Source organism: Chroococcidiopsis sp. TS-821 (assembly GCF_002939305.1).
In the GTDB taxonomy this organism is placed as follows: domain Bacteria; phylum Cyanobacteriota; class Cyanobacteriia; order Cyanobacteriales; family Chroococcidiopsidaceae; genus Chroogloeocystis.
This window is the reverse complement of the sequence record NZ_MVDI01000002.1, coordinates 459768-484674: the sequence shown is the minus strand read 5'-3', so window position 1 is coordinate 484674 and position 24907 is coordinate 459768. Positions and strand designations below refer to the sequence as shown.

General features: G+C 40.5%; 18 protein-coding genes. All 18 read right to left on the bottom strand.

Going from position 1 to position 24907, the window contains the following annotated elements; all coding sequences use genetic code 11:
• Window positions 1–312 precede the first annotated feature (312 nt).
• The 18 genes from B1A85_RS09810 to B1A85_RS09725 all read right to left on the bottom strand — a co-directional run bounded on the left by B1A85_RS09810 (window position 313) and on the right by B1A85_RS09725 (window position 24763).
• Window positions 313–2013 carry a nitrous oxide reductase family maturation protein NosD gene (locus tag B1A85_RS09810; RefSeq protein ID WP_104546713.1) on the bottom strand — a complete coding sequence of 567 codons (1701 nt, stop codon included), beginning with the start codon at window positions 2011–2013 and terminating at the stop codon, window positions 313–315.
• 958 nt (window positions 2014–2971) lie between these two features.
• The gene (locus tag B1A85_RS09805; protein ID WP_104546712.1) at window positions 2972–4708 is read right to left on the bottom strand and encodes a right-handed parallel beta-helix repeat-containing protein; all 1737 of its coding nucleotides are present in this window, start codon (window positions 4706–4708) and stop codon (window positions 2972–2974) included.
• A gap of 1469 nt (window positions 4709–6177) precedes the next feature.
• Window positions 6178–7044, bottom strand: coding sequence for a sulfotransferase (locus B1A85_RS09800; protein ID WP_104546711.1), 867 nt, complete (start codon window positions 7042–7044; stop codon window positions 6178–6180).
• 339 nt (window positions 7045–7383) lie between these two features.
• Window positions 7384–8151 carry a WecB/TagA/CpsF family glycosyltransferase gene (locus tag B1A85_RS09795; protein ID WP_104546710.1) on the bottom strand — a complete coding sequence of 256 codons (768 nt, stop codon included), beginning with the start codon at window positions 8149–8151 and terminating at the stop codon, window positions 7384–7386.
• Window positions 8152–8205: 54 nt separating this feature from the next.
• Window positions 8206–9261: a glycosyltransferase family 2 protein gene (locus tag B1A85_RS09790; protein WP_104546709.1), complete on the bottom strand. Its 1056-nt coding sequence runs from the start codon at window positions 9259–9261 to the stop codon at window positions 8206–8208.
• Window positions 9262–9433: 172 nt separating this feature from the next.
• Entirely contained in the window at window positions 9434–10612 is a 1179-nt protein-coding gene (locus tag B1A85_RS09785) for a glycosyltransferase (protein ID WP_104546708.1), read from the bottom strand.
• Window positions 10613–10808: 196 nt separating this feature from the next.
• A complete protein-coding gene (locus B1A85_RS09780; RefSeq protein ID WP_104546707.1) occupies window positions 10809–11699 on the bottom strand; it encodes a sulfotransferase in 891 nt (296 codons plus the stop codon).
• 98 nt (window positions 11700–11797) lie between these two features.
• Entirely contained in the window at window positions 11798–12721 is a 924-nt protein-coding gene (locus tag B1A85_RS09775) for a sulfotransferase domain-containing protein (protein WP_104546706.1), read from the bottom strand.
• A gap of 96 nt (window positions 12722–12817) precedes the next feature.
• Window positions 12818–14104 carry an O-antigen ligase gene (locus tag B1A85_RS09770; RefSeq protein ID WP_104546705.1) on the bottom strand — a complete coding sequence of 429 codons (1287 nt, stop codon included), beginning with the start codon at window positions 14102–14104 and terminating at the stop codon, window positions 12818–12820.
• A gap of 105 nt (window positions 14105–14209) precedes the next feature.
• On the bottom strand, window positions 14210–15118 hold the full coding sequence (locus B1A85_RS09765; RefSeq protein ID WP_104546704.1) for a glycosyltransferase: 909 nt from the start codon (window positions 15116–15118) through the stop codon (window positions 14210–14212).
• Complete coding sequence (locus B1A85_RS09760) at window positions 15115–16062, bottom strand: glycosyltransferase (protein WP_104546703.1); 948 nt, start codon at window positions 16060–16062, stop codon at window positions 15115–15117. Before B1A85_RS09760 ends, B1A85_RS09765 begins: the two co-directional genes overlap by 4 nt.
• A 25-nt stretch (window positions 16063–16087) precedes the next feature.
• On the bottom strand, window positions 16088–16921 hold the full coding sequence (locus B1A85_RS09755) for a glycosyltransferase family 2 protein (protein ID WP_104546702.1): 834 nt from the start codon (window positions 16919–16921) through the stop codon (window positions 16088–16090).
• A 151-nt stretch (window positions 16922–17072) separates the two neighbouring features.
• Window positions 17073–19277 (bottom strand): GumC family protein, encoded by a 2205-nt coding sequence (locus B1A85_RS09750; protein WP_104546848.1) that lies wholly within the window; start codon window positions 19275–19277, stop codon window positions 17073–17075.
• Window positions 19278–19468: 191 nt separating this feature from the next.
• Window positions 19469–20758: a cytosine permease gene (codB, locus tag B1A85_RS09745; protein ID WP_104546701.1), complete on the bottom strand. Its 1290-nt coding sequence runs from the start codon at window positions 20756–20758 to the stop codon at window positions 19469–19471.
• A gap of 243 nt (window positions 20759–21001) precedes the next feature.
• Entirely contained in the window at window positions 21002–21496 is a 495-nt protein-coding gene (locus B1A85_RS09740; RefSeq protein ID WP_104546700.1) for an ureidoglycolate lyase, read from the bottom strand.
• A gap of 77 nt (window positions 21497–21573) precedes the next feature.
• Window positions 21574–22209 (bottom strand): uracil phosphoribosyltransferase, encoded by a 636-nt coding sequence (upp, locus tag B1A85_RS09735; protein ID WP_104546699.1) that lies wholly within the window; start codon window positions 22207–22209, stop codon window positions 21574–21576.
• Window positions 22210–22263: 54 nt separating this feature from the next.
• Complete coding sequence (locus tag B1A85_RS09730; RefSeq protein WP_104546847.1) at window positions 22264–23484, bottom strand: URC4/urg3 family protein; 1221 nt, start codon at window positions 23482–23484, stop codon at window positions 22264–22266.
• Window positions 23485–23506: 22 nt separating this feature from the next.
• Window positions 23507–24763, bottom strand: coding sequence for a GTP cyclohydrolase II (locus tag B1A85_RS09725; RefSeq protein WP_104546698.1), 1257 nt, complete (start codon window positions 24761–24763; stop codon window positions 23507–23509).
• Window positions 24764–24907 lie beyond the last annotated feature (144 nt).

The following is a 24907-nucleotide window of genomic DNA, read 5'->3' as shown; positions in this document are numbered from 1 at the left end:
TGCGAGCTTTAAAAAATCTCTTAAAATTGAATTGCTGCCTCAAAAAATATGCTGTATGTTACAGAATAAATGGAAATGTTATGCGATTGAGATGCAACAGTTTTATTGCATAAGATTTACTCGAACAGTTGGTAAAAGTAAATTTAGTTTATGACTATTCTCAATTCACTAATGTGAATAACTCAGACGAAAATAAAGGCGATCGCTCCTCATTAAGTAAAAAAATAACTACTGAGTGCAGAAGTAAAAATTGTAGCTCCTCACATGCGATCGCCTATAAGTCTCAAAAATATTAGTTTTTGAGAATACTCGTTATCGCAACGCACCAAGGTTAACCCTTCTCCCCGCAGCAACACCAATCGCACTGGCGATATCTGCAGGCAGTGGCTCGCCGCGCCCCAGGGCTGGACTTCCTGATTTGAGTCGAAAGTCATTGGCTGCGGCATTGACAAAAAATGGGTCGCTGGAATTGACTATATCTAAACTATTTGCTTCTAATCCTGTTGCTGAGCGGAAGCTGGCTAGCGAGGTAAATGGTCGCGAACATTGACTGCCATTTAGTCCCCACACCAGATTTGCTGGTCGGTTAGCATTCGTTCGATAGTAAGCATTGTTATTTGTTGTTGGAACCATCAACCTTGATGCTTGTTTAACTGCACAACCAGGAGCATGAAACATCGTACCAGTTGAGTTCCAAAAGATGTTATTTTTGACAACGGTGTTGCGCGTAATCCAAGTTATTCCTTTGGCGATTTCATGACCTTTAGTGTTTCTACGTGAAGTATCTTGAACTAAAAGATTAGCTTGGTTGCGGGCAAGCGTGTTGTTGTAGATGCGCGCGCTCGAGGAGTTGAGGATGATAATGCCTGCGGGCGCGTTGCCTGTCACCACATTGGACGCAATGATTGCTTTGTGCGATATCTCCATCGAAATACCATTGCTGCTGTTGTTGCGCACCGTGTTGTTCACAACCGTCGAGTTGGTGGAGGATTCATCAATCCACAGACCAATTGACCTGTTATTGTGAACGGTGTTGCCGCGCATCACTGCCCCATCAGTCCAAATTATTTTTGCTCCACCCGCACTCCACGATTGCGAGAAGTTTTCTGTGTTGTTGTGACTAATTGTGTTATTTGCTAGCAATAAGCGATGTGCGCGGATGCCACTCACGCCCATGCGACCGTTGTAGCTGATGACGTTGCCTTGTAGCTTCGCGCCACCAGACATCACAGATATGCCATTGAGACCATTCCACGCCAAGGTATTGTTTTCCACAGTGACATTCGCCGCGCCAATCTTGATGCCTTCATTGGCATAATGTGCTAACCCTAGCCCGCGAATGACTGAACCTGCGCTCGCGCTATTCCAAACGACAATTCCTTCTTCTTGTGTCGTTGCTTCCACCGTTTTGCCACTGGGGTTGCTGCCGATGTACAGTTTCTTGTTGCGTGCATCTACATAGAACGTTCCAGGCGCAACTCGGGCTTTGCTACCTACTTGCTTGAGGGCAACGCCATTGATGTAAACCATGTCGCGATGACCGGCCATCGGAAACTTTGGGTCAATTGCTCGCGGTTGTTGATTGGGTGGAAACGAGTGATTCCAACCGTCTTTGCGCCAGATGTTGCCTTCTCGCACCCAACCCTCGACGACGATGCTGCCTTTGAGCCAGGGTTGCTCGTTCGGGTAAGCTTGCAGTGTCAGGCGCTTGTTTAATGGCAGTCTTAAATTGCGATACGTGCCGCCACGGAAGACAATCGTTGCACCATTTGGTGCTGCTGAAAGTGCTTTGGCAACTGGCCACGGCGAATTTGCTGACCTTCCTGTATTTCCGGCCTTACCAGTAGGTGACACAAAAAACGCCCCATTGGGAATACCATAATTTGTCCTTTTGATGCTGAGTGTAGCGGCTATTGCTATCTGAGATGGTGTTAATGGAATTGAAACTAGAAATCCCAAAGAAAGTTTAGCTAGCAACAGCCAAGTAAAATATTTGTTGTATGGACTATGCATTTTTATTCTCCATATCGTCAGGTGTTGTCAGTGTTCTAAGTGGTGCGTGAATTGTTGGTTTTGCTTTTCTAAATTGCTGGTGATTTTAATGAAGAGAAGAGATATGATGAAGCTACACCAGCAAAAAATCCTTAGCTATTGCTGCACGAACATGACAGTTTAAGTTTGCAACACCCTTACAAAGAGCTATAGCTAGAGCTTTTTGGGGAGTGATTTTGATTTGCTCTTTTCTAAAGGTGCGAAAAGTTATGTGTTCGTTAGTTCAATAGCTGCCAAGTATAAAGATACAAACTAGAATGAGGTTTTTGGCAATGTTACCCAGCATTGCAGATTGCTGGTATTGGTTCAGAGACTTACGCCCTCAAAAAACTTTCTATCCATGCAAGATTTTGCCGTATGTTCCAATGTGACTTGCAGTGCTAGTTTGCTCAGCGCTTCAAGATGTAAGCAGTAAATAGTAGCTTTTCCTCCTTCCAAAATGACACTTCAAAATTTTGAGATATAACAGAATTACACATCGAACTAACGAGAAAAAAGATTACGCTTCTTTAAGGTGCAGGTTCAAGCGTAATATTACTGAAAATTTATAGGTAAAATTAAGAATAAAATAAAATAAATTTAAGTAAAAATACTGAAATTGCTTCTATTTGATATGTTTAATAATTGCTTAATTTTCCTCATAAAGACATAAGAAAAATGTTGACCAGTATAATTGCAATAGTCAAAAAAAATACAAAAAGAAATTTTTACTTGAGTTGAGAACTTAAATTTTATGAGAATCTAATGTTCTTTACTTACTAAGTAGGTAAAAGTCACGCAAATCCTCTTGAGAAAGTTGTAGCAAGTTTATAATTATTTCGTTAATCACGAATATCGCAAGCGATTAGTCGCCTGCGATGAATCTGAGTGTTCTGTATTGTTATTCTGTATAGGTGGTCAATCAATTAACCTAGTCTAATTACCTAACTACTGAGCGAGTCGCAGATACCTGAGACTGTAGTGCACCAAGATCCACTGGTCGATTAGAGACTGCTCCAATAGCTTCAGCAATATCTGCAGGTAGCGCCTCTCCGCGCCCAATTGCAGGGCTCCCTACTTTTAGACGAAAATCGTCAAGTTGTGCATTTACGAAAAATGGATCGTTAGTACTAACAATTTCTAATCCATTAGACTCCAAGCCTGTGGCTGACACAAAGGCACCAAGGGTTCTGAAAGGATTGGAGCATTGATTGCCACCTAATCCCCAGACAAAAACATTTCGTGGTTGATTTGCCAGCGAGCGGTAATAAGCGTTGTAGTCAGTCACAGGAATCATTTGTGTTGATGCCTCTTTTAGTTCACAACTTGGAGCATGAAACATCGTGCCATTGGAGTTCCACAAGATATTATTCTTGACAATTGTATTCCGCGTAATCCAGGTAATTCCTTGTGCAATCTCGTCTAATTTTGTATTGTTGCGTGGTGTTTCTTTGATTAAGAGGTTTGCATGATTACGTGCAAGAGTGTTGTTATAGACTCTGGCACTTGAAGAATTGAGTACAATAATACCAGCAGGTGCGTTGTCATGGATAACATTTGAGGCAATAATAGCTCGATGTGAAATTTCCATCGAAATTCCATTACCGTCATTGTTGCGAACAACATTATTGACAAGGGTAGAGTTTGTGGTAGATTCATCTAACCACAGTCCGATAGAGTTGTTATTTTCTACAACGTTGCCCCGCCAAACAACACCATCAGTCCAGATAGTTTTAGCTCCTGCTGCTGCCCAGTGTTTATTGAAATTTTCAATGTTGTTGTGGCTCAGAACATTGTTTTCTAGAAGCATGCGGTGAGCATAGACACCAGATACTCCTTGATGTCCGTTATAACTGATGACGTTACCTTTTAATACTGCATCAGAATGAGTTACCAAAGTACCGTGAAGACCATTCCACGTAAGTGTATTGTTTTCTAACGTAACATTTGGTCTGCGAATATAAACTCCTTGATCTGCATAGTGCGTGATTCCGAGTCCTCTTATGACTGTTCCTGCTCCATTGTTGAGAATCATAAAAGCGAACTCTCTTGCTGTAGATTCGACAATTTTACCAGCAGGATTGTTACCAATATAGAGTCTGTTATTGGTACTATCTACATAAAATGTTCCAGGAACGACCTGCGATTTGCTTGCTACTTGCTTAAGTCCAATATTATTGATGAAAACCATGTCCCGTTCACCGGCTAACGGGTGTTTAGGATCGATAGCTGAACGAGTTACTTTTGTGGGAAAAGAAAAGTTCCAGCCATCCTTGCGCCAAATATTACCTTCTTTTATCCAATCACTAATAATAACACTGCCCTTGATCCAAGGCTTTTCATTTGGATAAGCTTGTAGAGTAAGTTGTTTATTAATATTTGCTTGTACATCTCGATACACGCCACCACGGAAAACAATGGTTGCACCACTTGGTGCTGAGGCGATCGCTTTATCTACTGACCATGGCGAATCAGGAGTTCTACCAGTGTTTGTGTCTTTTCCATTGGGCGATACAAAATATGCATCATTTGGAATTGCGTAATTCGTTGTCTTAATGTCAGGAACAGAGATATTACTATTTGCAGAAGCTACGCTAGGAGCTGCTAACAAAATTGTTAGTAAACTTTTAGTAAATAGAAGAGCTTTGATTTGCTGCCAGTTGAACTTATTATTCATCTTGATACTATATAAACTATTTGTATTCAAAAGACTATCTAAGCTACATCGAATAGAGATTATTTAATTAGACTTCATGCCTGCCCAGCACCTTTTCAAACTATATTTTTTAAATCAAAATAAAATTTGAAAGGAGTAAGTATAATGAAAATCTTTTTAAAGATTTTCTGAAATCTTATTGATTGCTTATTAAGCAGGAAGAAGATTAATTGAATAACTTCATCGATGCGTATATCCTATTCACTCAAGTCCCAATTCATCATTAGTGTAAATACGAATTTTAGACTTTAAATAATTAAAAATAAATTCGGTGTATCTGCGACTATTTGCGGGATTTCTACTATTTATTTTTTGGTGTAATACTGAATGATATTTCTACTGAAATATAGAAGCCCGTATATTTATCAATGTGCTGAGCTATAAAACTAATCAAAATCTCGTAAAAATAGTTAAACTCGTCTCATAATGCAAACTTGGCAAGGAATGCTGCTGCTTTTCCGTATTTTTAACATTACGGTTACGCTCTTTTCAAGAATTAACTTTTATTTTTTAATCCTAAGAATTCAGTATTATTCCGCGGCTTACGCTTTTTTATAAAAACTATTTAAATCTTGTTTATTTGCCTATAAAAAAACTATCGTAAGCAAAGCAGTGTGAAGGTCTGAAGCCTTAAGGAGAGCGTGAAATTGCCAGAAAGTAGTCTAACTCAGCAAAACCTGGTGAAACAATAACATCCACCTTCTGTCCCTAACTGCAAGATTAGCTGAACCTGGAGTATCTTCTGGTCGAACTGAGTCATACGATCGATTGAAACTCAAAACCGGGTTTGGCAAGTAAATAATCAAGTGAAGGGAGATAGGCGCTTGATGCTGGACCTGTACAATGTGAGTTGGATAGTGGAAAGCGCAAGCGTTACCGAGAAAATAACTGTGGTGAAGCCTCCGCGAACGAGGTAGATAAAGAGTTATTGCGGCAAGATTGTCGCACGTCAACACAGCAGTTCATTGAAGCGTCTACTACAATGTCGAAATGCGATTGAACCTGTGATTGGGCGTAATCAATAAGATTATCTGCGCCTTCAAGGTTGATTATTTATGTTGTAAAATGGAATGCTGATAAATGCATTGCTTTTTAGATATAGCTTCAACTGCTATAAATTGTTTCGTTTGTCTTTGCTGTGCTTCTGATACAGGCGAACCCTTAAGCTTTGTTTTTCAAGGATGACTAATTAAGTACTAATAAGTTCTTGTGCTGTTTATAAAAAACTTACTTATTGGCTTTTATTATTTATTACAAATGACATACGGTACTGCTAGTTTGAGCTCAAGCGCTTAGTTGGCAGCAACACAACTGAAAATGGCTCGGGCTAGCTTAAGTAAAACTTCGTAGGTTAAGCAGTCAAGTTTGGCTTGTGTAATTATTAAATTTTTAGTAAATTTGAAGTCTGTGCGTACTAGCCTGGCTCAGCTTTATTTTAGCCAACCTGAAAGATCTCGTCCTAGTAGTTCTTGCATTTGCAGAATATCTTCACGGTATTCTTCTACGAGCTGTTTGCGCAACTCAGGTGAAATCGGGGGTGGTGTATCGAAAACTTTGCTTCTTATATAGTGGCGTACTCCATCTGGTAGGAGATTTTTCATTATGGGTTTCACTGACTTAAAATTCTTTATTAAAGATCCAAGAAGTGGATTTTTAGGAACAACAGATACATTATACTTACGGGATACGTCTGCTTCAAAGGATGAATCAACTGCTAAAAATTCAAACAGATCTTTAAGTACACCTGCAGGATTGGTATTCAAATCCTCATACAAACAAATTTTAATCTGAGAGCGATCGAATAGATCGAGGTAGCGCTTCAGTTGCTTGTAGTAGAATCCCTTAGATTTATAGTGCCATAGAAGAACAGAGCGATCGCGAATCCGAGTTTCTTCTTCTCGAAGTGCTTGTCTAAAGTCTTTAAGTGGTTCTTGGTCATTTCGGATAGCATGCAAAAAGTTGGAATATGCTCTTTCTGCTGGATGACGAAGAATAGCTATAAGTTTAGCTTCAGGTATATAATGTTTAATTCGCTCTGCAGCCTTAGGAGCATAAATGTATGAAGGAGATGCTTCTCCCTTCATCATTGATTTGGGTGCATCTTGAAAAAGTTTTTGGTAGTCTTCTATATTATTGACGACAGAAAAGGATTCATTGACTTTCTCACCTTCATATGTAAAGAAATGAGGCTCCTTAATGGGACTCATGTATATTTGTGGGTGTTGTTTCAGATAGTAGTAAAGCGAAGAGGTTCCAGCTTTCTGTGCTCCTATAATCAGGAAATTAGGCATTGACATATGTTCTGATATCCTTATTATCTTATGTTGCCTGGTTTGTACTGAGTAATCAGTAAGAAATAGAGTGCTATTAAGGTAACTAACAGTTAATTGCAACCGGATTTTCGTAACTTAAATAGAAGCATTACAGCAAAACTACTTAATGACACAAAAATCTCTTGTTTCATAACAATTTATACTTAAGTCAGTGTTCAGTGCTAGCAGTGGAGCAGATATGACTTTGCAGTAACTGGCGATCTCACTGTATCTATGACAACTATTGTGCTTAAACTAATAAAAATCAGTTTTCCTTTCAGAGTTTGCTTTTTAGCTACAACCTATTCAACTGTAACGACCGCATTATGATGTTTTCTCTGATAGTGATTGGCTTAGCCATTGTCTGAAGACTAACCAGACAAAATGTGGATTTCCGAGTATATAACGCTTCCAGAGACGACGTGGTTCAGCCAGTAAGCGGAAAAACCATTCCAAACCTGTTTTCTGCATCCATATTGGTGCTCTAGGTACTAAACCGGACACTAATTCAAAGCTGCCACCTATACCGATTGAAATGGGGACACCGATTTTTTGATAATTATGATACATCCAGTACTCTTGTTTAGGTGCTCCAAGCCCTACAAATAATAAATGAGGTGCTGCTGCTCGAATTTTTGCATTGATCGCTACAAGCTCTTCTTGGTCTGTTTCAAAACCGTACGGCGGACAATAAGTACCCACAACATTTAAGTCAGGATGCCTTTGTTGTAAAAGCTTTGCTGCATGTTCTGCAGCTTGAGGGCGACCACCCAGCAAAAATACTCTTAATCCTTTTTCTGCAGCTACCTTGCAGAGTTGCTCAAATAAGTCTGTACCGTTGACGCGTCCTGGGAGGGACTTTCCTAATAACTGCGATGCCCATACAAGTGGCACTCCATCGGCTACCACTAAGAAGGCATTGGCATAAATTTCGCTAAAATGAGAGTCATCTTGTAATAAGAGAATATGTTGGGCATTTGGTGTAACTACATATTCTGGCTCGTTATTGAGAACAGCATGATTTACAATTAAATCTACTGCTTCATCCAGCGTAATTCTATCTATTTTGACTCCACAGAGGTTTATTCTCATAAAGACTGTTCCCTTTTCATAATACGGCGATCTGTGTATCGAATTTACATTTGCTCAAGAGCCAGAACTAACAATAGTTTGCGACTTTCGTCTGAACTGATCTTTAAGAATACGCCGTTGCTGACTAGTGCTAATAACTTTCAATCCTAGCTTTTTGATTCCAAGATAAAAAGGCTGAGGTAAGAGACAAAGTAAGTAAGCAGCAGTTAAGGTAACGAGTGTCCTGCGAGGTTCTTCTAACAAAATTCGCCAGTGTGTAGATATAGCTTTATGACTCAGACTCACTGCCATTGAGCCATCGCTCATTGATACTGCTTTACGTGCTAAATACCTTAAAGTGTAAGCCATGGCCGGCTGTTCCCACTCGGCTATTTCTTGTGGAGCGTAAAGTCGTGCTTTCTCGGTCATCTGATTCCAAGAGTCTAGGGTGTTTAGGAGATTAGCTGAATTACCTACTGAGTGCAATCTGTATGTTGCCAAAAGTTCGGGAATTGCTTCGAATTTCCAGTTTGTCTTTACGCAAATGCGGAACCAGCATTCAGCATCCTCTGATTGGCGCAGGCTTTCGTCAAAGTAGCAATCTTCGACAATTCCATTCCTTTCTTGCTGAAATTTAATTTCTTCGAGTACTTGTCGTCGCGTTACTAAACAGGAGGGATTTGCGATCGGATTGCGACACAGTATGGCTCCTGGAGTAATGACTTTATATTCAGTAGCATTATAAAGACCTAGTGATTTGCCATCTTCATCAACAAAGGTGCAATAACTGAAACTCACACCTACATCAGGTGAAGTTTCTAAATGGTTGATATGCTTTTCTAGTTTCTCCGGTACCCAAGTATCATCGGCATCTAGAAAAGCTATATACTCGCCTTGTGCATGGCGAATTCCATTGTTTCTTGCTGCTGAAGCACCTCGATTATTTTGACGAACAATTTTGATACGAGGATCTGTAAACTGCTTGCAAATCTCAATACTTGCGTCAGGACTTCCATCATCAACAAGGATAATTTCAAAATTCTGATAGGATTGTCCTAGAGCAGATTGCACAGCATCTGCAATATATTTTTCAGCCGCATAAACTGGAATAACTACAGAAACTTTTTTCATATTGTTGTTTCCATCTCATCAACTAAGTCTTAAGAAATATTTTTACAAAATATATTTTTCTAAAAACAACTTTTTTAGCTCAATAGAAATCAATTCTTCAAATTTTCAGTTTTTATGTTACTTTTTAATCTTTTAGAGATACCTCTTTGTCCTCTGAATTACAGAACTTAAATTAGGACGATAGCGCAGCTATACTTAAGTTTTTATTTTTGTTTTTCAATACTTGTTGATAAATATCCTCGAGCAAACGTGCTTGCTTTCGCACATCAAATAAATTACGAACGCGTTGAGGACCATACGTATGGAAACGATGCCATAAATCTTCATTTTGAGCTAGTAACAGAAGATAATTCGCGAGTTCTTCCCAATTGCGCTCAGTTGCTAAAAATCCAACTTCGCCATGAGCAACAGCTTCAGGAATTGCACCGCTTGCAAAGCTAACCACTGGAAGCCCCATTGCTTGTGCTTCTGCAAATACCATTCCAAAACCTTCAGCTTCGCCTGTTGTGGCCGTGATACTAGGAACGCAAAATATCTTAGCTCGATTCATCCAATCCTTGACAACTTCTGGAGGCTGTACGCCAAGAAAACGATATTTGTGTAGGCTGGCTTTTGCCATAGCCTCTAGAGAAGAACGCAGTTTTCCATCACCAATTAGCACTAATTCCAATTCAGGCTGTAATGCCTGTACTTTGCTCATAGCTCGAATTAAGTACTCACAGCCTTTTTTTTCGACTAAACGGGCTACAAATAAAACAATAGGTTCGCGTTGTATTGATGGATCTGCTTGAAATACTTCTGTATCTATACCAGTGTAGTGAACCACAATTTTATCTGATGGAAATCCTTGCCGTAAAAGATATTCTTTTGATTGCTGCGATACAGTTAGAAATAAACTAACTTCCTGCTTGAGGATTTCTCTACGCTGCATATATTGCCGATAGCTAAAATATGATTTTTGCGCAATTTCATCAGCAATCATTTCTTCATAACCGTGGTAGGTCACTATCATTGGAATTTGAAGATAGCGTTTTAGCGGTAAGGCTAAGCTACCACCTATACCAAAATGAGCATGAATAAGTAGTGGATTTAGTCTTTTAGCAGGAGCCACTAAAGTAGGAGCGAAGCCAGCAATCTTGAAGCAAGCTTCGCGCATCCAACCAAGCGGACTTCTTTCATTTAACAGTAATGTTCTTTCTGAAGGAGTGCGCAAACCATCTTTGATTAAGCGGGAACCTATATAGTAAGGAGTAAAGCGCTCTAGAGCTTCTGCCTGTGCTAAAACAAATGTTTCCGAAGGCGGTAACAACCAATCTCGGTAAATCAGCACAGTGGGCTTTTCGCTAGACATTCGTTAGTCTTTCCCTTTTACGTAAAATTTTTGCATAGAGTAGTAATAACTTATTCATGACTCAGCTATTTGTATAATCCTATATAGCTTCAAGAAACTCTAATGTAGCCGTAGAGGTTGAAGCTAGCATTAATAATTGTGTCGGTGGCAAGCTCACATCATATTTTACATGCCTAATCTTATACATCTACTACACTTACTGCAACCAATGGGATAGATCCCTTTGCAAGAAATTTTGCAGGTTCAAAACATCCTGCCGATAAACTTCAATAAGGTTTTGACGAATATCTTGTGGAAGTGCTGGCGGTTTTTCAAAGATTTTGCTTCTGACATAATGACGCACTTTATCTGGAAGCAAAAAATTTATTGCAGGCTTAACAGCATTAAAATTTTTTATAGCTGCTTTTATTGTTTCATTTTTAGGCACGCCAGCTACATTATATTTTAATGAAGTATCAGGTAAAAATGTGTCATCAATACCAAGAAATCTGAAAATATCTTGTACTAAATTAATCGGGTTTGCTTTTAAATCTTCATAGAGATATACTCTAATTTGTTCTCTATCAAAAAGCTCTAAATAACGCTTGAGTTGAGTGTAGTAAAATCCTACATTAATGTAATGCCCCCATCCCCAGTTATTCTGTATCCTAGTTTCTTCTTGCTGTAAAGCTTCAGCAAAGTTTTTTGCTGTTTCTCTTCCCTCTCGTACATGCATAATATACCCAGAGTAAGCTCGCTCTATTGGATTTCTCAGAATAGCTATTAGCTTGGCGTTTGGTATATATTTTTTAATACATTGGGCAGCTTTAGGACTATAAAGATATAATGGAGAAGCTTCACCAATAGCAATTTCGTTTGTTACTCCCTTAAATAGCTGACGATATGCTTCAATAGTGGTGATGGCACTTTTACAGATGTTCTCGCGATCGCCTGGTCCTCGAAAATCTAACTTATCTCCTTCTAGTGCAAAAAACTTTGGTTCTTTTTCAGGACTCATATATATTTGAGGGTGTTGCTTAAGATAGTAATATAGTGCAGTTGTTCCTGCTTTAGCTGCTCCAATAACAAGAAAGTTTGGCATTGTCATGTTGTTATTTATCTCCTTTAAAGACTTAATTTCCTTATAAATATAGTTATTTTTGAGTTATTGTTAAAAAGTTAAGTTAAGGTTATCAAGTAAACTGCTCAACCTTTCTTATCAACTAACCAACTCGATAAATCTCTCTGTAAAAGGTCTTGTAATTTTAAAATATCTTCTCTGTACATATCGGTTAGTTGTTGACGAATTTCTCGTGCAAGAGGAGGTGCTTTCTCTAAATTATTATTGTGTAGTTTGAGCATGACATCGCGGCGTATTTTTTTTGGTATGAGTGGCTTGAGAACAGTTTTAACTGGATGATTTTCTGCTCTTAGAAATTCATGCAATGCCTTGCTTTTAGGAATTCCTGAAACATTATGTCTAGTTGACGTATTAGGTATAAAAGTATCGTCTACATTTAAAAATCGAAATGCATCTTGTAATATTTGTGTAGGATTTGCAGTAAAATCATCATAAAGATAAACTCTAATTTGCTCTTGAGGAAACAAGTCGAAATAGCGTTTAATTTGATGATAATAAAAGCCCATATCTTGATAGTAATAAATCGGTACCCAGTTATTTTCGATTCTTGATTTTTCTGCTTTGAGTGCTTGAGCAAAGTCGAAATCAGGTTCAAGCCCATCTCGTTTTTGAAAAATAAATGCGGAGTAAGCTCTTTCGACTGGATTGCGTAAGATTATAATTAGCTTTACCTTTGGTATGTGATACTGAATTCGGATTGCGGCTTTAGGAATATATAAATACAAAGCAGAAGCTTCTCCAATAGCTATTTCTTTCGATACCTCACGAAATTGCTGTTGATAAATATTAATATCTGTAATGGCTGTACGGTTCAACCACTCTTTTGCACCTGCTGTTCCATTAAAGTTTACTTTTTCACCTTCAAAAGCAAAAAAATGTGGTTCTTTTTCTGGACTCATGAATACCTGCGGATGCTGATTGAGATAGCTATAAAGAGCAGTTGTTCCTGCTTTAGCTGCACCTATAACTAAAAAATTAGGCATTACCATATATTTGATAGCTCCATCATTTTGTAATAAGCATTAGGAATGAGTACTGAAAGCAACATTAACATTAAGTAGATAAGAATTTGACAATGATTTTCTCTATCTAGCTAATGTAGTTACTGGCTTGCTGTATCTAGGTTTTACAGATTGCTTATAACTAGCAGGTCTTGCAAAAACTGTAACCACATAGAGTATCCATAAAATATGATTACGCTCTAGCAAAGTGCTTTCTGCTACGTTATATAGCAGCGTAGCAGAGAGAGAAAGTAAAGGCCAAAGATCTTCAACTTTTTTTGTCAAGCGCAACCATCTGAGTGCTCGAATAGTACTCATTAAAAATGAGAGAATAAAGATAGATAATCCAACAATACCTAAATTAAGCGTTAAATCTAAAAAACCATTGTGTGCGTGCGGAACTGCCCAGTTAACAGCGTCTAAAACAAATGCCGAAGGACCATCTAATCCTCTCCAAAATCCTTGATACCCATATCCTAAGATTGGACGTTGCTGAATCATTTGTAAGACGTACTCCCATAGGATAGTACGCCCAGTAAATGTCAAATCCTTACCCAAAATATCAACAACTATAGTTTCTAAGTTTCCTATAATAAGTAGAGCTAAAACTGCACCTATTAATACTGCAATGATAAAAAAAGGTATAGCAACAGTGTATCTCCACTGTAATGATTTATATAAATAATACAAAATTAGTAATGCAAAGAATGTTACTAATGCTCCTTTAGACGTTGAAAGAAAAACCAGCAAACTACAAAGTATGACACCAGCCCACATGAACCGACGGTGCTTTTTTGAGTTGGTCGAAGGAATGAGAAGCAGCAAAAAGATTGCGTTCAAACCCATAAGACGACCCATGAGGTTTTTATGCATATAAAAACCTTGCCAGCCGCCTTCCGGAGAGATTCCTATGCTAGGAAATCCTAAAGATACTATAGGGCTAAGTATTGCACCTATGCTCAGTGTCCATACAAAAAGTTTAAGAATTTGGCTAGAATTGTATCTTGTAACTAGGTATATGCCAAAAAAAGTTGTTCCAACTAAAGCAAAAGCGCGACGAATTGTAATTGCAGGAAGTGCAGACCAGTAATATGAGAATAGGGCAAGTCCTACTAAGAGAAGCAGAAGTTTCTCTCTTTGAAGTACAACAATTAGTTCGCGGGGTCTTGCTAGGACTAGACTCACTGAAATGACGTAAATACACAACCAAATTGCTTGCATTATGGGATGGTCTGTTGCAAGCCCTGCTGTGCGGTCTTGAACGTTATTTAGGAATACATTTCTAATTAAACTCCCTGAAGCTAATTGCAGAACAAAGAAAGCAAATAACCACTCTAATCTTTCTAAAAACTTGGCTGTTTCAATTCTCAAAATCCACCTCCTGATTTTACGAACAGATGATTTATGAATCAGGTCTCATGCATCGGTATCATTTCTATCAACTAATATTTCCATATTTGATTTTTTTGAGAATTGCTATGCTCTGATAAAATGATAAATAGCTCGTGCATTTATATTAACTTTGTCCTTTAATGAAACGTTAGAAATATAGTTTTTTATTACTTGTTGGAGGTCTGCCTCTAATTTTCCTGTTCTCCAGATGATGCCAAGACCGCGCGAGAAAAGTTTATTTGTATACTTTGCTAAAAATGGCCACTCGTTACGTAAATTGTATGCTGTCAGAATGGCAACTTTTGATACTAAGTGTTGTTTATTAGGTTTTTCAGTATAGTTGTTACTACCATGCAATCGCAATAAAGCAAGCTGTTCATCAAGAAAATATCCTTTACTGAGGGCGGCTGCTGCTATTTTTAAATAGTTATCACTGGTAATTCTGATAACTTCAGGCATAGGTAGGATTTGCTGCAACAGCGATCGCCCGAAACACAAACCAGAAGTGGCTGGACTATAAAATGAAAGACGTCCATCATTTCTTAGCTGCGCTCTAAAGTCACATTGGCGCGTACCACTCTCACGACTAAGCTTGATATACTCCCCAGTCTTTGCGTCTACAAATCTTAAGCGATGAAAGCACCAACCAATATCTGGAAATTGGTGAAATATATTGACAATTTTTGTAACTTTCTCTGGAATAAATACATCATCAGCATCAAGCATGCAGATAATCTCACCTCTGCTCGCTTTAAATCCTGCGTTGAAAGCTGATGCTTGTCCGCCATTCTTTTTCAGAACAGGAATGATTTTATTTTGATAACGTGCAATAACTTCAGGTGAACCATCTGTTGAGCCGTCATCGACCACGATAACTTCAATGTTAGGATATGTTTGAGCTAAAACACTATCTATTGCTTCAGGTAGAAAGCGACCGTAGTTATAGTTGTTAATAATTACACTAACTAGTGGATAAGAATTAGCCTCGTTCATGTTCTTGTACCTTTCTTGAAGCTGAAGTTAATCGCTAATAAAAGTGTCTTCAACCCAAACTTAATTGTTGTTTTATTAATTCCCCAAGTAGGAATCTTTCTTATTAACATCAATAAATCTTTCCTCGAACCATTCATTAAATAATAGTTTCTGGCATCCATTGAATCAAAATAAGAGACGACTGGTCTTTTGTTATTCTCCTTTAGTTTTGTATTTAAAAAAGATTCTATTTGAGTGATAAAATCTTTGTTTTTAACTTTTGGTTTTCCGTACCAATTGTTTGCATCGTGAAGACGGTACTTAGCTAATACTTGCTCAACTCCATAGACTTCTCCTATTAGCAGTGCTGGTCTTACAATAAATTCATCAGCAGAAGTTAGTATTCCTTGTTCAGGGATTGGAAATATTTTTAATGCTAGTGCCCTACTCATAGCAATTCCACTTGTAGGAGAAGCTGCATAGGGGAAAAATCGGTATTTACAAGTATAGTTGTATAAATTTGCTGGTACCTTATGAAGTGCATTAGGTAGTTTGCGCCCCAAAGAAACTCCGTCAGTATCAATACATTCCAGCAAGTGGTAGATCATTACATAAGGGTTTTTTAATGTCTTTTTGAATAGCAAGTTGCCAATCTCTTGAACTTTATTTGCATAAAAGGCATCATCAGAGTCAAGAAAAAAAATAATATCTCGGCGCGAGGCTGCAAACCCTGCGTTAAACGCTGAAGCTTGTCCGCCATTTTTCTTTAAAATGGGAATGATTTGATTACCATATTGGGTAATAACTTGTGGCGATTCATCTGTGGAACCATCATCAACAACAATGACTTCAATGCGAGGATAAGTTTGATTGAGCGCGCTGTCGATTGCTTCTTTTAAGTAACGACTATAGTTATAGTTGTTAATGATGATACTTGCTAGCGGAAGCTGGCTGTCAGCATTCATGGGATATTTAGCTATCCTAAGGTATTTAAGATGTTCGAATTCCTAATCTCTTGCCAATGCGCGGTAAAATTTCGTTAGGATTTTTAGAAAAGTATTCTATTCGCTTTTCTGCTTTATAGTACTCGCGTTTAACCGCGACGAGCCATTGTTTATGTACCGGAAGCTGTTGGTGATATTTTTGCATGAGTTGTCTTAAACGGATTGCGTTTTGACCGCTGTTAATATCATTTACAGTTTTTGTTCCGGCGATTTGACGATAATTACCCCAAGTCTCGTTAATGTACTTAACATTCGCTACTTGTACAGCTTTCAATAAGAAGTCTACATCCATAGCGTAATGTTCATCGACTTCGTATAGTCCTACTTTTTCATGCAGTTGTTTGTGGTAGAAGTATGCTGATGGATTAAAAGGAAATGGATTAATATTGTAGCCAACTAAGAGATCGGTAATTTTGAGTCTTTTTGGTTTATTGACCCGCTTTAAGTTGTCGTCATCATCTAGAATATTGCAATTGCCCACAAGCAAACTTGGTTCAGGTAAATTCTTAAAGATAGCAGATACGCGATTTAAAACATTAGGCTCATAAAAATCATCAACGTTTAAAATCGCGATGATGTTTCCTTTTGCCATGTGAATTCCTTTATTCATCGCATCCGATTGTCCGCGATCTTTTTCTGATAGCCAACGAATGTGCGAATACTCTTGAGCGTATTTTTTGATAATATCTACTGTTGCATCAGTTGAACCACCATCGACAATAATATGCTCTAAATCTGAGCAATTTTGCTCGATAACAACCTTAAGGCAATTCTCAATATATTTTGCGCCATTGTATACCGGCGTAATTACACTGATCATGAGTATTTTTTGTTGCTTTCCTTTTGTTATTCGTGCTTTTGTGGGCGATACTACTGATACTGCACAACACTTATACCACAATCAGGTTATCAATAGTTAAAAAAATATTAAAGCCATACACAAAATTTAAGTGCCATGGCTTTAACAAGTACTAACGTGGAGTTGTTACGGTTGGATTTTCTTCAATGGGGAAGTTCTTTTCGTTGGCGTATTCCTTAGCGTAGTAGAAGTAACTATCTGATTCATTTTCTGGGATGACACCATTAGCAACTAAACCGAGTACATTTTGTCCAGAACGCTCTAAGGATTCTTTAGCAGCAGCGGCGCTGGAAGAGTCTAACACACCTGGACGCGCTACTAATAAAATGCCATCAGTCATTTTTCCGAGGGTCACCGCGTCAGCTGCGAGAACTAATGGCGGTGCATCAATAATGACAAAGTCATAGCGATCGCTGAAGTATTGCACCAACGAAGCCATCCGTTTGGAATCGAGGAGTGCCATTGGGTTGGGTGGAATTACGCCTGCACTTAATACATCAAGCTTGGGAATGACTTCTGTGACAACTGACTCAAACTCAGCTTGCGAAACAATAACATCGCTTAACCCAGCAGCGTTTGTTAATTCCCAAATATGGTGTTGCAATGGGTGACGCATATCCGCATCCACGAGTAAGACTTTACGCCCCAGCTGTGCCATCGCAGCTGCTAAATTTGCTGATACCGTGGATTTGCCTTCTTTGGGAACTGCACTTGTGACAACAATAACTTTCAGTGGCTTATCCGAACTGAGGAATTTTAAATTTGCTTGCAGCATCCGATAAGCTTCGCTAATGGGCGATCGCGGTAGATTAATTACTGGTAACTCAGGAATCGACCATTCTTGATTGCGCCGGTTCGCAAATCTTTTACCACCAAAGTAAGGAATGGTACCCAGCAGCGTGTAATCCAGTCTTTCACGAGCTTCGCGCAGCGTTTTCACTGAGCGATCGCTGAGTTCTAAAATACAAATTGTGAGAATTGCAAGAATCAGTGCTAATACATTACCCAGCGCAAGAATCATTGCTTTTTTGCGCACAGATGCATTCTCTGGCACTGTTGCAAATTCAATGATGCGGGCATTACCCATATTTTGGTTTTCAGCTACCCTAACTTCTTGCAATCTCCTTAATAAGGTTTCGTAGGTAGATTGAGCAGCTTCTAGACGTCGCTCTAATTCTCTTTGCGTTTGTTCTAAACGAGGTAGAACATTGGCTCTTTGGCGGTAGGCATTGTATGTATTATTGAGCGAATTGAGGCGGCTGACCAAACCTAATCGTTGGATTTCTGAGTTGACATAATTTTGTGTTAGTTCCTGGCGAATTTGACCCATTTGCAAGTTGCCTGGTGAAACTTCTGTGGCTGCTGCATTACCGATGGCACCTTGCACGCGTTCCTCTAGTAAAGCTCTGAGTGCATCTCTGCGTTCAGTTAAACTTAAGATGGTAGGATGATCGCCGACAAAGCGAGTTTGCTGTACAGCTAGTTCCGCTTCTACTTGTTGATATTCTTGTAAAACTTTCTGTATTCCTGGTGATTGATTCAGCGCAGTCAGCGTAATTCCTTCTTGGGGATTCATTCCTACTTGTTGTTGCAGCGTTGCGCTTCTGGTTGTGGTGTCTGCTAGTTGCGCTTGAGTTTCGGTAATTTGATTTTCTAGTTGCTTAATCGCCGCTACTGCAGTTTTAGCTTCTTCATCTAAAGCGACAACTTGGTTTTGTTCTTTGAACTGACGTAGTGCCTGTTCTGCTTGTCGAACAGTTGCTTCCATTTGCGGCAATTGCTTGGCGATAAATTCTCCCGCCGCCGATGCTTCAGCACGATTGGTGATGATGTTGTTTTCGATGTACAAATTCATCACTTTATTGACAACTGCTGCCGCTTCTTCTGGATCTTCACTTTGGTAAGAAATCTGCAAGACATCTGTTAGTGGAATATTTCTGGCATTCACCCTGCTTGCCAGGACTTGTGGTTTTAATAACGAACCGTTATCGTTCCTTAAATTCAGCGCTGTAATTGTTTTTTCAAGAAAAGGTACAGAACGAATAATCTCTATTTCTGTATTGAGGGGGTTAGCTTTTGCTGCTAGTGCTTCTAGCTCGCCGACGTTGATATCTTTTAATCCAGAAATTGCAGCTGTTCTATCTGCTTTTCTAAAAAGTAGCTTTCCCTGCGCTTCGTATACGGGTCTTTGCATTGATGCCAATGCGGTTGCTGCAGCTACAACAACGCCGAATACACCTGCCGCAGGCAACCAGCGCCGTTTTAAAATCAACCAAACTCTTTTAAGGTCTATGTCAATAGTTTCGTTAGATTCCATAGCCGACTTATCCATGTGTAAAGGGCGGACAGGTGTGCTTTGCCAATCAGCGTATCGTAGCTTTTAGAAATTGTCCACGTTCGACTGCGATCGGCTATACACTAACAATTCAAAATATTTTCCCGTAGATCTACGTAGGTAATTGTACTACCGTGCGTGAAAACACGGGAAACATTAAATGATCATTATAGTTAATTTATCGCGTTCGTTTTTCTTGTACCTGTTATCAATTTACTCAAAATAAAGTAGAGAATGACTGCCGCAACAATACCGTTAATCGGTTTAATTCCAGGTGCAGCCCACGCGATCGCCGAGGCAATAATATAAGCAATAATTCCTGCCCAGTTAAACGCTGGCTGTCTTTGCTCTAGGGTCGGAAATTGTCCTCGGCGCAGCAACCAATAATCTGCCATGACAACACCACCGATCGGAGGAATAAATGTTCCCAGCAAAATCAAGTAAGGAACAAGCAAGTTATAAATTCCTCCCCAAGCTAATACTAACGCCACGGTAGCACCACCTAGAACAAAGGCAGTACGTTTATTTGTGCGAAACATGTGCGCGCCAGCGACTGAAAAAGCATAGATAGTATTATCTTGCGTTGTCCACATATTCAAGAACAATAGTATCAATCCCCAAAAGAGTAATCCTTGCTGTGCCATTACTTGTACAATGTCTTCATTGCCATAAACTAAGGCACCGAACGCACCACTAAAAATTAATAAGCCATTTGCAAGAAAAAAAGCAGCCAAGGTACTCCAAAATGCTGTCTGTCCATCCTTAGCAAAACGACTCCAATTTGTTGCTTGAGTTCCACCAGAAACAAAAGTTCCAACGATGATAGTAATCGCTTCACCAAGTCCAAGTTGTTGTTGCGGTACGATCGCTTGTAAACCCGCAAAGCCACCAACATCGCGTGTGGCGATGGTTAAGCTCCAAACGATTAAAATCAGCATCGCTGGAACTGCAATGCGACTGAGCCAATCCATCGCGCGATAGCCGATATAAGCAGTTGAGCAGAAAAAATACGTAAAGAAAAGAATCACTAACCAATTAAACGAACTTGGAACTCCAGCTAATTGATTGAGCACCTCTGCCATTAAAGCCGAACCCCAAGCATACCAACCAATTTGCGTAAAGCCAAGCAGAAAGTCAACCCAACGCGAGCCAACGCTACCAAAACTAAAGCGTGCCATTAATACTGTACTTAAACCACTACGCGCTGCGATATAGCTCAGTAGTGCCGCATAGATACCTAAAAGCAGATTACCTGCCACAATCAGACCGACTAGATCGGTAAAGCGGAAAGCTGGACCTACTCTACCTCCGGCGAAAAAAGTTCCAGAATATAAAGTAAAGCCTATCAACAAAGGAGCCAGCGACCAAAGTGACTTACGCGCTTCGGGTGGGACAGCATTCAGTGGGTAGTCTTCACTTACTGGCGATCGCGTTGCTAAGTTTTGTTCCGACGTGCTACTCATGCCAAACCATCAACTATTGTTGCAGATATCTTGACGCTGAGCGACATCTCAGAACCGTATTGTAGTTGACCAGATGGCAGTAATCTTAAATGTAGTGAGCGGTTAGTGATGAGAAACACACTTAGCAAGACACAATAGATATCTATCTATAGCCCAAGTCAATAGAGTTAGGACATTATCGAAGCTCGTAGTGACTTCCCTGAAGGGATTTTAACCCTGACCGCTGACCCCTGCTATAACTAGTCACAAGACAATTTCCCACTCTAGATTTGCTTGCTGCCGAAAATTATAAGTGTCGTGGTCGTTGATGTTGGTGTCACTCAGCTCCAGATTATAAAAATCGACAAACTCGTGTTCAAAGTAAGGTCCGGCGTGCCAAGTACCGACTTCTAGCTTAATAAAGCGATCGCCAGGAATGCGGAATGCGGCAATTTTGTCAAGTTCCGGCTGCGGTGCAGAACTTGGGGGTGCGACAGCAAGCAACCATTCTTTACCCGCCAGCGAACCTAAACACTGAGTACATTTGAGGTGACGGGTAATTGTGTGGAATTTCCGCCCGCGTCGGTGCAAGCGCATAATGTAGAAGCGAGGAATGCCGTTATTTAATACCAGCTGCGCATCGCTGTGGTCGTAAGCCTTACCATCAGTACTAGCAGCAATCACTTGACCATAAGGTTGAAAGTTTTCTGGTGTAACCAACTGTGCAGTGAGTTGATAGATTGATTTAGCTACAGCCATAATTAAGAGAGGTTGGGGAGATTTTTTTGGTGCTTTAGGTTGGGACTTTAACTTTCTGGCTTAGGGAAAATAGTGACTCAGCGCGTACCGAATAAGCGATCGCCTGCATCGCCTAATCCTGGCACAATGTACCCGTGCTCGTCCAACTGCTGGTCGATCGCCGCCGTGTAGATCGGAACGTCAGGGTGTAGTTCGTGAAAATGCGCGATTCCTTCGGGTGCAGCCAGTAAGCAGACAAACTTCATAGAAACAGGATTTGTTAACTTCAAGCGCGTCACCGCTGCTGCTGCTGAGTTTCCTGTCGCTAGCATTGGATCGACTACTAGCATATCGCGCTTCTCAACGTCGTGAGGTACTTTGAAATAGTATTCAACGGCAATCAGTGTTTTGGGGTCGCGGTATAAACCAATATGCCCTACTCTAGCTGAAGGCATCAGTTCCAACATGCCATCTAAAATTCCTTGTCCCGCTCTTAAAATGGAAACAATCACTAACTTTTTATCGGGAGCGAGCACTGGTGCTTCCATCGTGGCTAAAGGGGTTTTGATCGTTTCCGTTTTTAACGGAAGATCTCGCGTCACTTCATATGCTAGCAGCAAGCTGATTTCCTTCAACAACGTGCGAAATTTGGCTGTACTCGTTTCGGCTTTACGCATCAGCGTCAGCTTGTGCTGAATCAAGGGATGGTCGATAACGGTTACTTCAGCTTGCATAGTCGGTATTTGTATTAGGTTTTGTCTACTGGAAACTTCTCTAATTGCTAGCCGCTAAAATACGGTGCCATCGCTTTCGATCTGAAGCGGTGGAACGCCATGTCTTCTCAACTGTGCGGCAATTTTACGTCCTGCACTCCACGTTCCCCCTTGGAGGACTTTCACGAGCGGTAACTCTTGCGCATCCATTGCCAATTTTTCGCGAATCGTCGCAGCAATGTAGTCTAATAGAATCACTGTTAAAGCTCGCCACTCGACAATCACTTCCGAATCGACTCGATGTGCTTGCTGTAATAAATTTGGGTATTTGGGCTGCAAGAGTCCTAGATCGAGACATAAACCACCGTTGCGATACTCAGGTAATCCAGTCAAAGCATCTAGTCCCGTAATTTCTAAACCAAGTTCTTGGAGTGGTTCGAGTAACGAATAAGTTAGCCACTGCGAAAGTTTGTGAAAAGGCACTAGCCCATTTTCTGTACTATTATTAAGTGCTGAGTGATACCAAACGTCACCTAGATTTACACCATCAATTTGTAATCTTCCTGTCCAAATATTTCCTAGTCCTTCTAAAACTGCACTGAAAACCTTTTCAGCCGCGAGTTGTCCGCGAGTCACTTTTGCTAGTAAGTAATTGACTAGTCCTCCAGGACGAGGACGATCGCGACCAAACAGTTGTGGATGACTAACGATTGTTTGTCCTAATCGGCGCAACAGGTGCAATCTTCCAGGTAAACCTACAAGCGGATTGTCAGGACTTACTTGCAAGCCAGCTGCCAGAACATCTTCTGTTAGGTTTTGCAAGCCCAAGGCATCTGCTTGCAGCTTGTCAGCATGACTCGAAAAAGTTCCCTGACAAAACATGTGAAAACTCGCGATCGCGAGTCCTTCTGAGCGATGAAATACTAAATTAGTATCAGGGTCACAATACTGCCAAGTTGCGCCGGCGCCAGCATCGAGCAATACACTGACGATCGCTAAATCGAACTTAGCTTGGGCTTTGGCAAGCGGTGTTAATTCTGCTAACTTGCGTTCTAGCTGTGTTAAACGCGATCTTGCTGCTGCAAAATGACGCCAGCGGCTATGAAAGGGAATTTGTAAATCAGGATAATTTTCACGCATGACCTCAATGACATAATCTGCCACAGGTCTTAACTGCGTTAAATCGCAGCGAAAATGTTCTAGGCGATCTTCACGCGCTAAATCAAATAAAATACCACAGCGATCGCGAATTGCTTTAGCCGAACGTAAGTACGCAATCTCCTTTTGAGAAGACACAATTTTCAATTCCTTCACGCGATTAATCTAAGCTTCGCCCTTTAATCTCAGATAAAGTTGCGGTATCGGCGACTTCGCCATTGGTATAGTATCCCGCCGCCTTTTTCGCTTCAATTTCTACGCGTGCATCTTGCGGAATCAACTCCTCTGGAATCGGTACGCGTTCCACAATTTCGATCCCAGATTGCGTCACTGCGTCGTATTTCAAATTGCTCATCGACACCATGCGATCGATGCGCGTAATTCCCAGCCAATGCAAAACATCAGGCATCAACTCTTGAAAGCGCATATCTTGGACGCCTGCAACGCATTCGGTACGTGCAAAGTAAGCATCAGCGCGATCGCCTCCAGATTGGCGTTTGCGTGCGTTGTAAACTAAAAATTTTGTCACTTCTCCCAAGGCGCGTCCTTCCTTACGGCAATAGACGATCGCACCCGCACCACCTGCTTGCGCCGTTTGGACGCACACTTCAATACCATGAACTAAATAAGGACGACACGTACAAATATCCGAACCAAAAACATCAGAACCGTTACATTCATCATGGACTCGCACCGCTAAAGGTTTATGCGGATCGGCGATCGCAGCGACATCTCCCACAATGTACACGGTAATGCCGCCAATTGGTGGCAAAAAGACTTCTAGATCCGACCGCGTGACTAACTCAGGAAACATACCGCCCGTTTGTTCAAACAAGGCGCGGCGCAAATCAGCTTCGGTAATTCCAAAGCGCTTGGCAATTCCTGGTAAGTACCACACCGGATCGATAGCGGCTTTTGTAACGACCAAATCACCGCGTGGTTTGAGAATTTTACCATCGATGCGTAATCGTCCGGCAGTTACTGCATCTTGTAGCTCTGGCATATTGATGTGAGCTTTGGTAATCGCAATCGTCGGTCGGATATCATATCCTTGCTCGTAGTAAGTCTTAAATGCTTCTCCTACCATTGCCCCAAACGGATCGAGCGAGACAATTTTTTCAGGATCTGCCCAGCTGGGATGCGGTCCAATTTGCTCGACGGGAGAGGTGTTTGTTAAATCCGCGCGATAATCTGATTGCAGCACTCCTCTAGCAACTGCTAAAGCACGATAAACAGCATAACTACCCGAATGCGTACCAATCACATTGCGGTGGGCTGGATTGGTTAATGTCGCGACGATCGGACCGCGATCGCGTGGGTCTGCGGCTCCCCAAGAAATCGGAATCGGTTTAGGACCAAATTGGCTGGGATGGGAAGTGAGAACAATATGCCGAGGAACGTGCTTTTTGTTTGGCATAAGTGCAACTATGAAGGTGGTGTTTTAAAACTGAGTGTGGAACTGCGATGAGTTTAAATTCACCATCATAGGACTTTTGTCAAGGAGTTGCCAAGCAGGTGTTGATACTGTTTTAGAGTTGCTTCATAAGCAAAAGCGATCGCG

Bases quoted from the DNA above. Each gene is read 5' to 3' on its own strand.
- upp (WP_104546699.1), bottom strand. From the start codon at position 22,209: ATGCAAGCTGAAGTAACCGTTATCGACCATCCCTTGATTCAGCACAAG.
- codB (WP_104546701.1), bottom strand. From the start codon at position 20,758: ATGAGTAGCACGTCGGAACAAAACTTAGCAACGCGATCGCCAGTAAGT.
- B1A85_RS09750 (WP_104546848.1), bottom strand. From the start codon at position 19,277: ATGGAATCTAACGAAACTATTGACATAGACCTTAAAAGAGTTTGGTTG.
- B1A85_RS09780 (WP_104546707.1), bottom strand. From the start codon at position 11,699: ATGACAATGCCAAACTTTCTTGTTATTGGAGCAGCTAAAGCAGGAACA.
- B1A85_RS09775 (WP_104546706.1), bottom strand. From the start codon at position 12,721: ATGGTAATGCCTAATTTTTTAGTTATAGGTGCAGCTAAAGCAGGAACA.
- B1A85_RS09800 (WP_104546711.1), bottom strand. From the start codon at position 7,044: ATGTCAATGCCTAATTTCCTGATTATAGGAGCACAGAAAGCTGGAACC.
- B1A85_RS09760 (WP_104546703.1), bottom strand. From the start codon at position 16,062: ATGAATGCTGACAGCCAGCTTCCGCTAGCAAGTATCATCATTAACAAC.
- B1A85_RS09740 (WP_104546700.1), bottom strand. From the start codon at position 21,496: ATGGCTGTAGCTAAATCAATCTATCAACTCACTGCACAGTTGGTTACA.
- B1A85_RS09725 (WP_104546698.1), bottom strand. From the start codon at position 24,763: ATGCCAAACAAAAAGCACGTTCCTCGGCATATTGTTCTCACTTCCCAT.
- B1A85_RS09765 (WP_104546704.1), bottom strand. From the start codon at position 15,118: ATGAACGAGGCTAATTCTTATCCACTAGTTAGTGTAATTATTAACAAC.
- B1A85_RS09755 (WP_104546702.1), bottom strand. From the start codon at position 16,921: ATGATCAGTGTAATTACGCCGGTATACAATGGCGCAAAATATATTGAG.
- B1A85_RS09805 (WP_104546712.1), bottom strand. From the start codon at position 4,708: ATGAATAATAAGTTCAACTGGCAGCAAATCAAAGCTCTTCTATTTACT.
- B1A85_RS09785 (WP_104546708.1), bottom strand. From the start codon at position 10,612: ATGTCTAGCGAAAAGCCCACTGTGCTGATTTACCGAGATTGGTTGTTA.
- B1A85_RS09795 (WP_104546710.1), bottom strand. From the start codon at position 8,151: ATGAGAATAAACCTCTGTGGAGTCAAAATAGATAGAATTACGCTGGAT.
- B1A85_RS09810 (WP_104546713.1), bottom strand. From the start codon at position 2,013: ATGCATAGTCCATACAACAAATATTTTACTTGGCTGTTGCTAGCTAAA.
- B1A85_RS09790 (WP_104546709.1), bottom strand. From the start codon at position 9,261: ATGAAAAAAGTTTCTGTAGTTATTCCAGTTTATGCGGCTGAAAAATAT.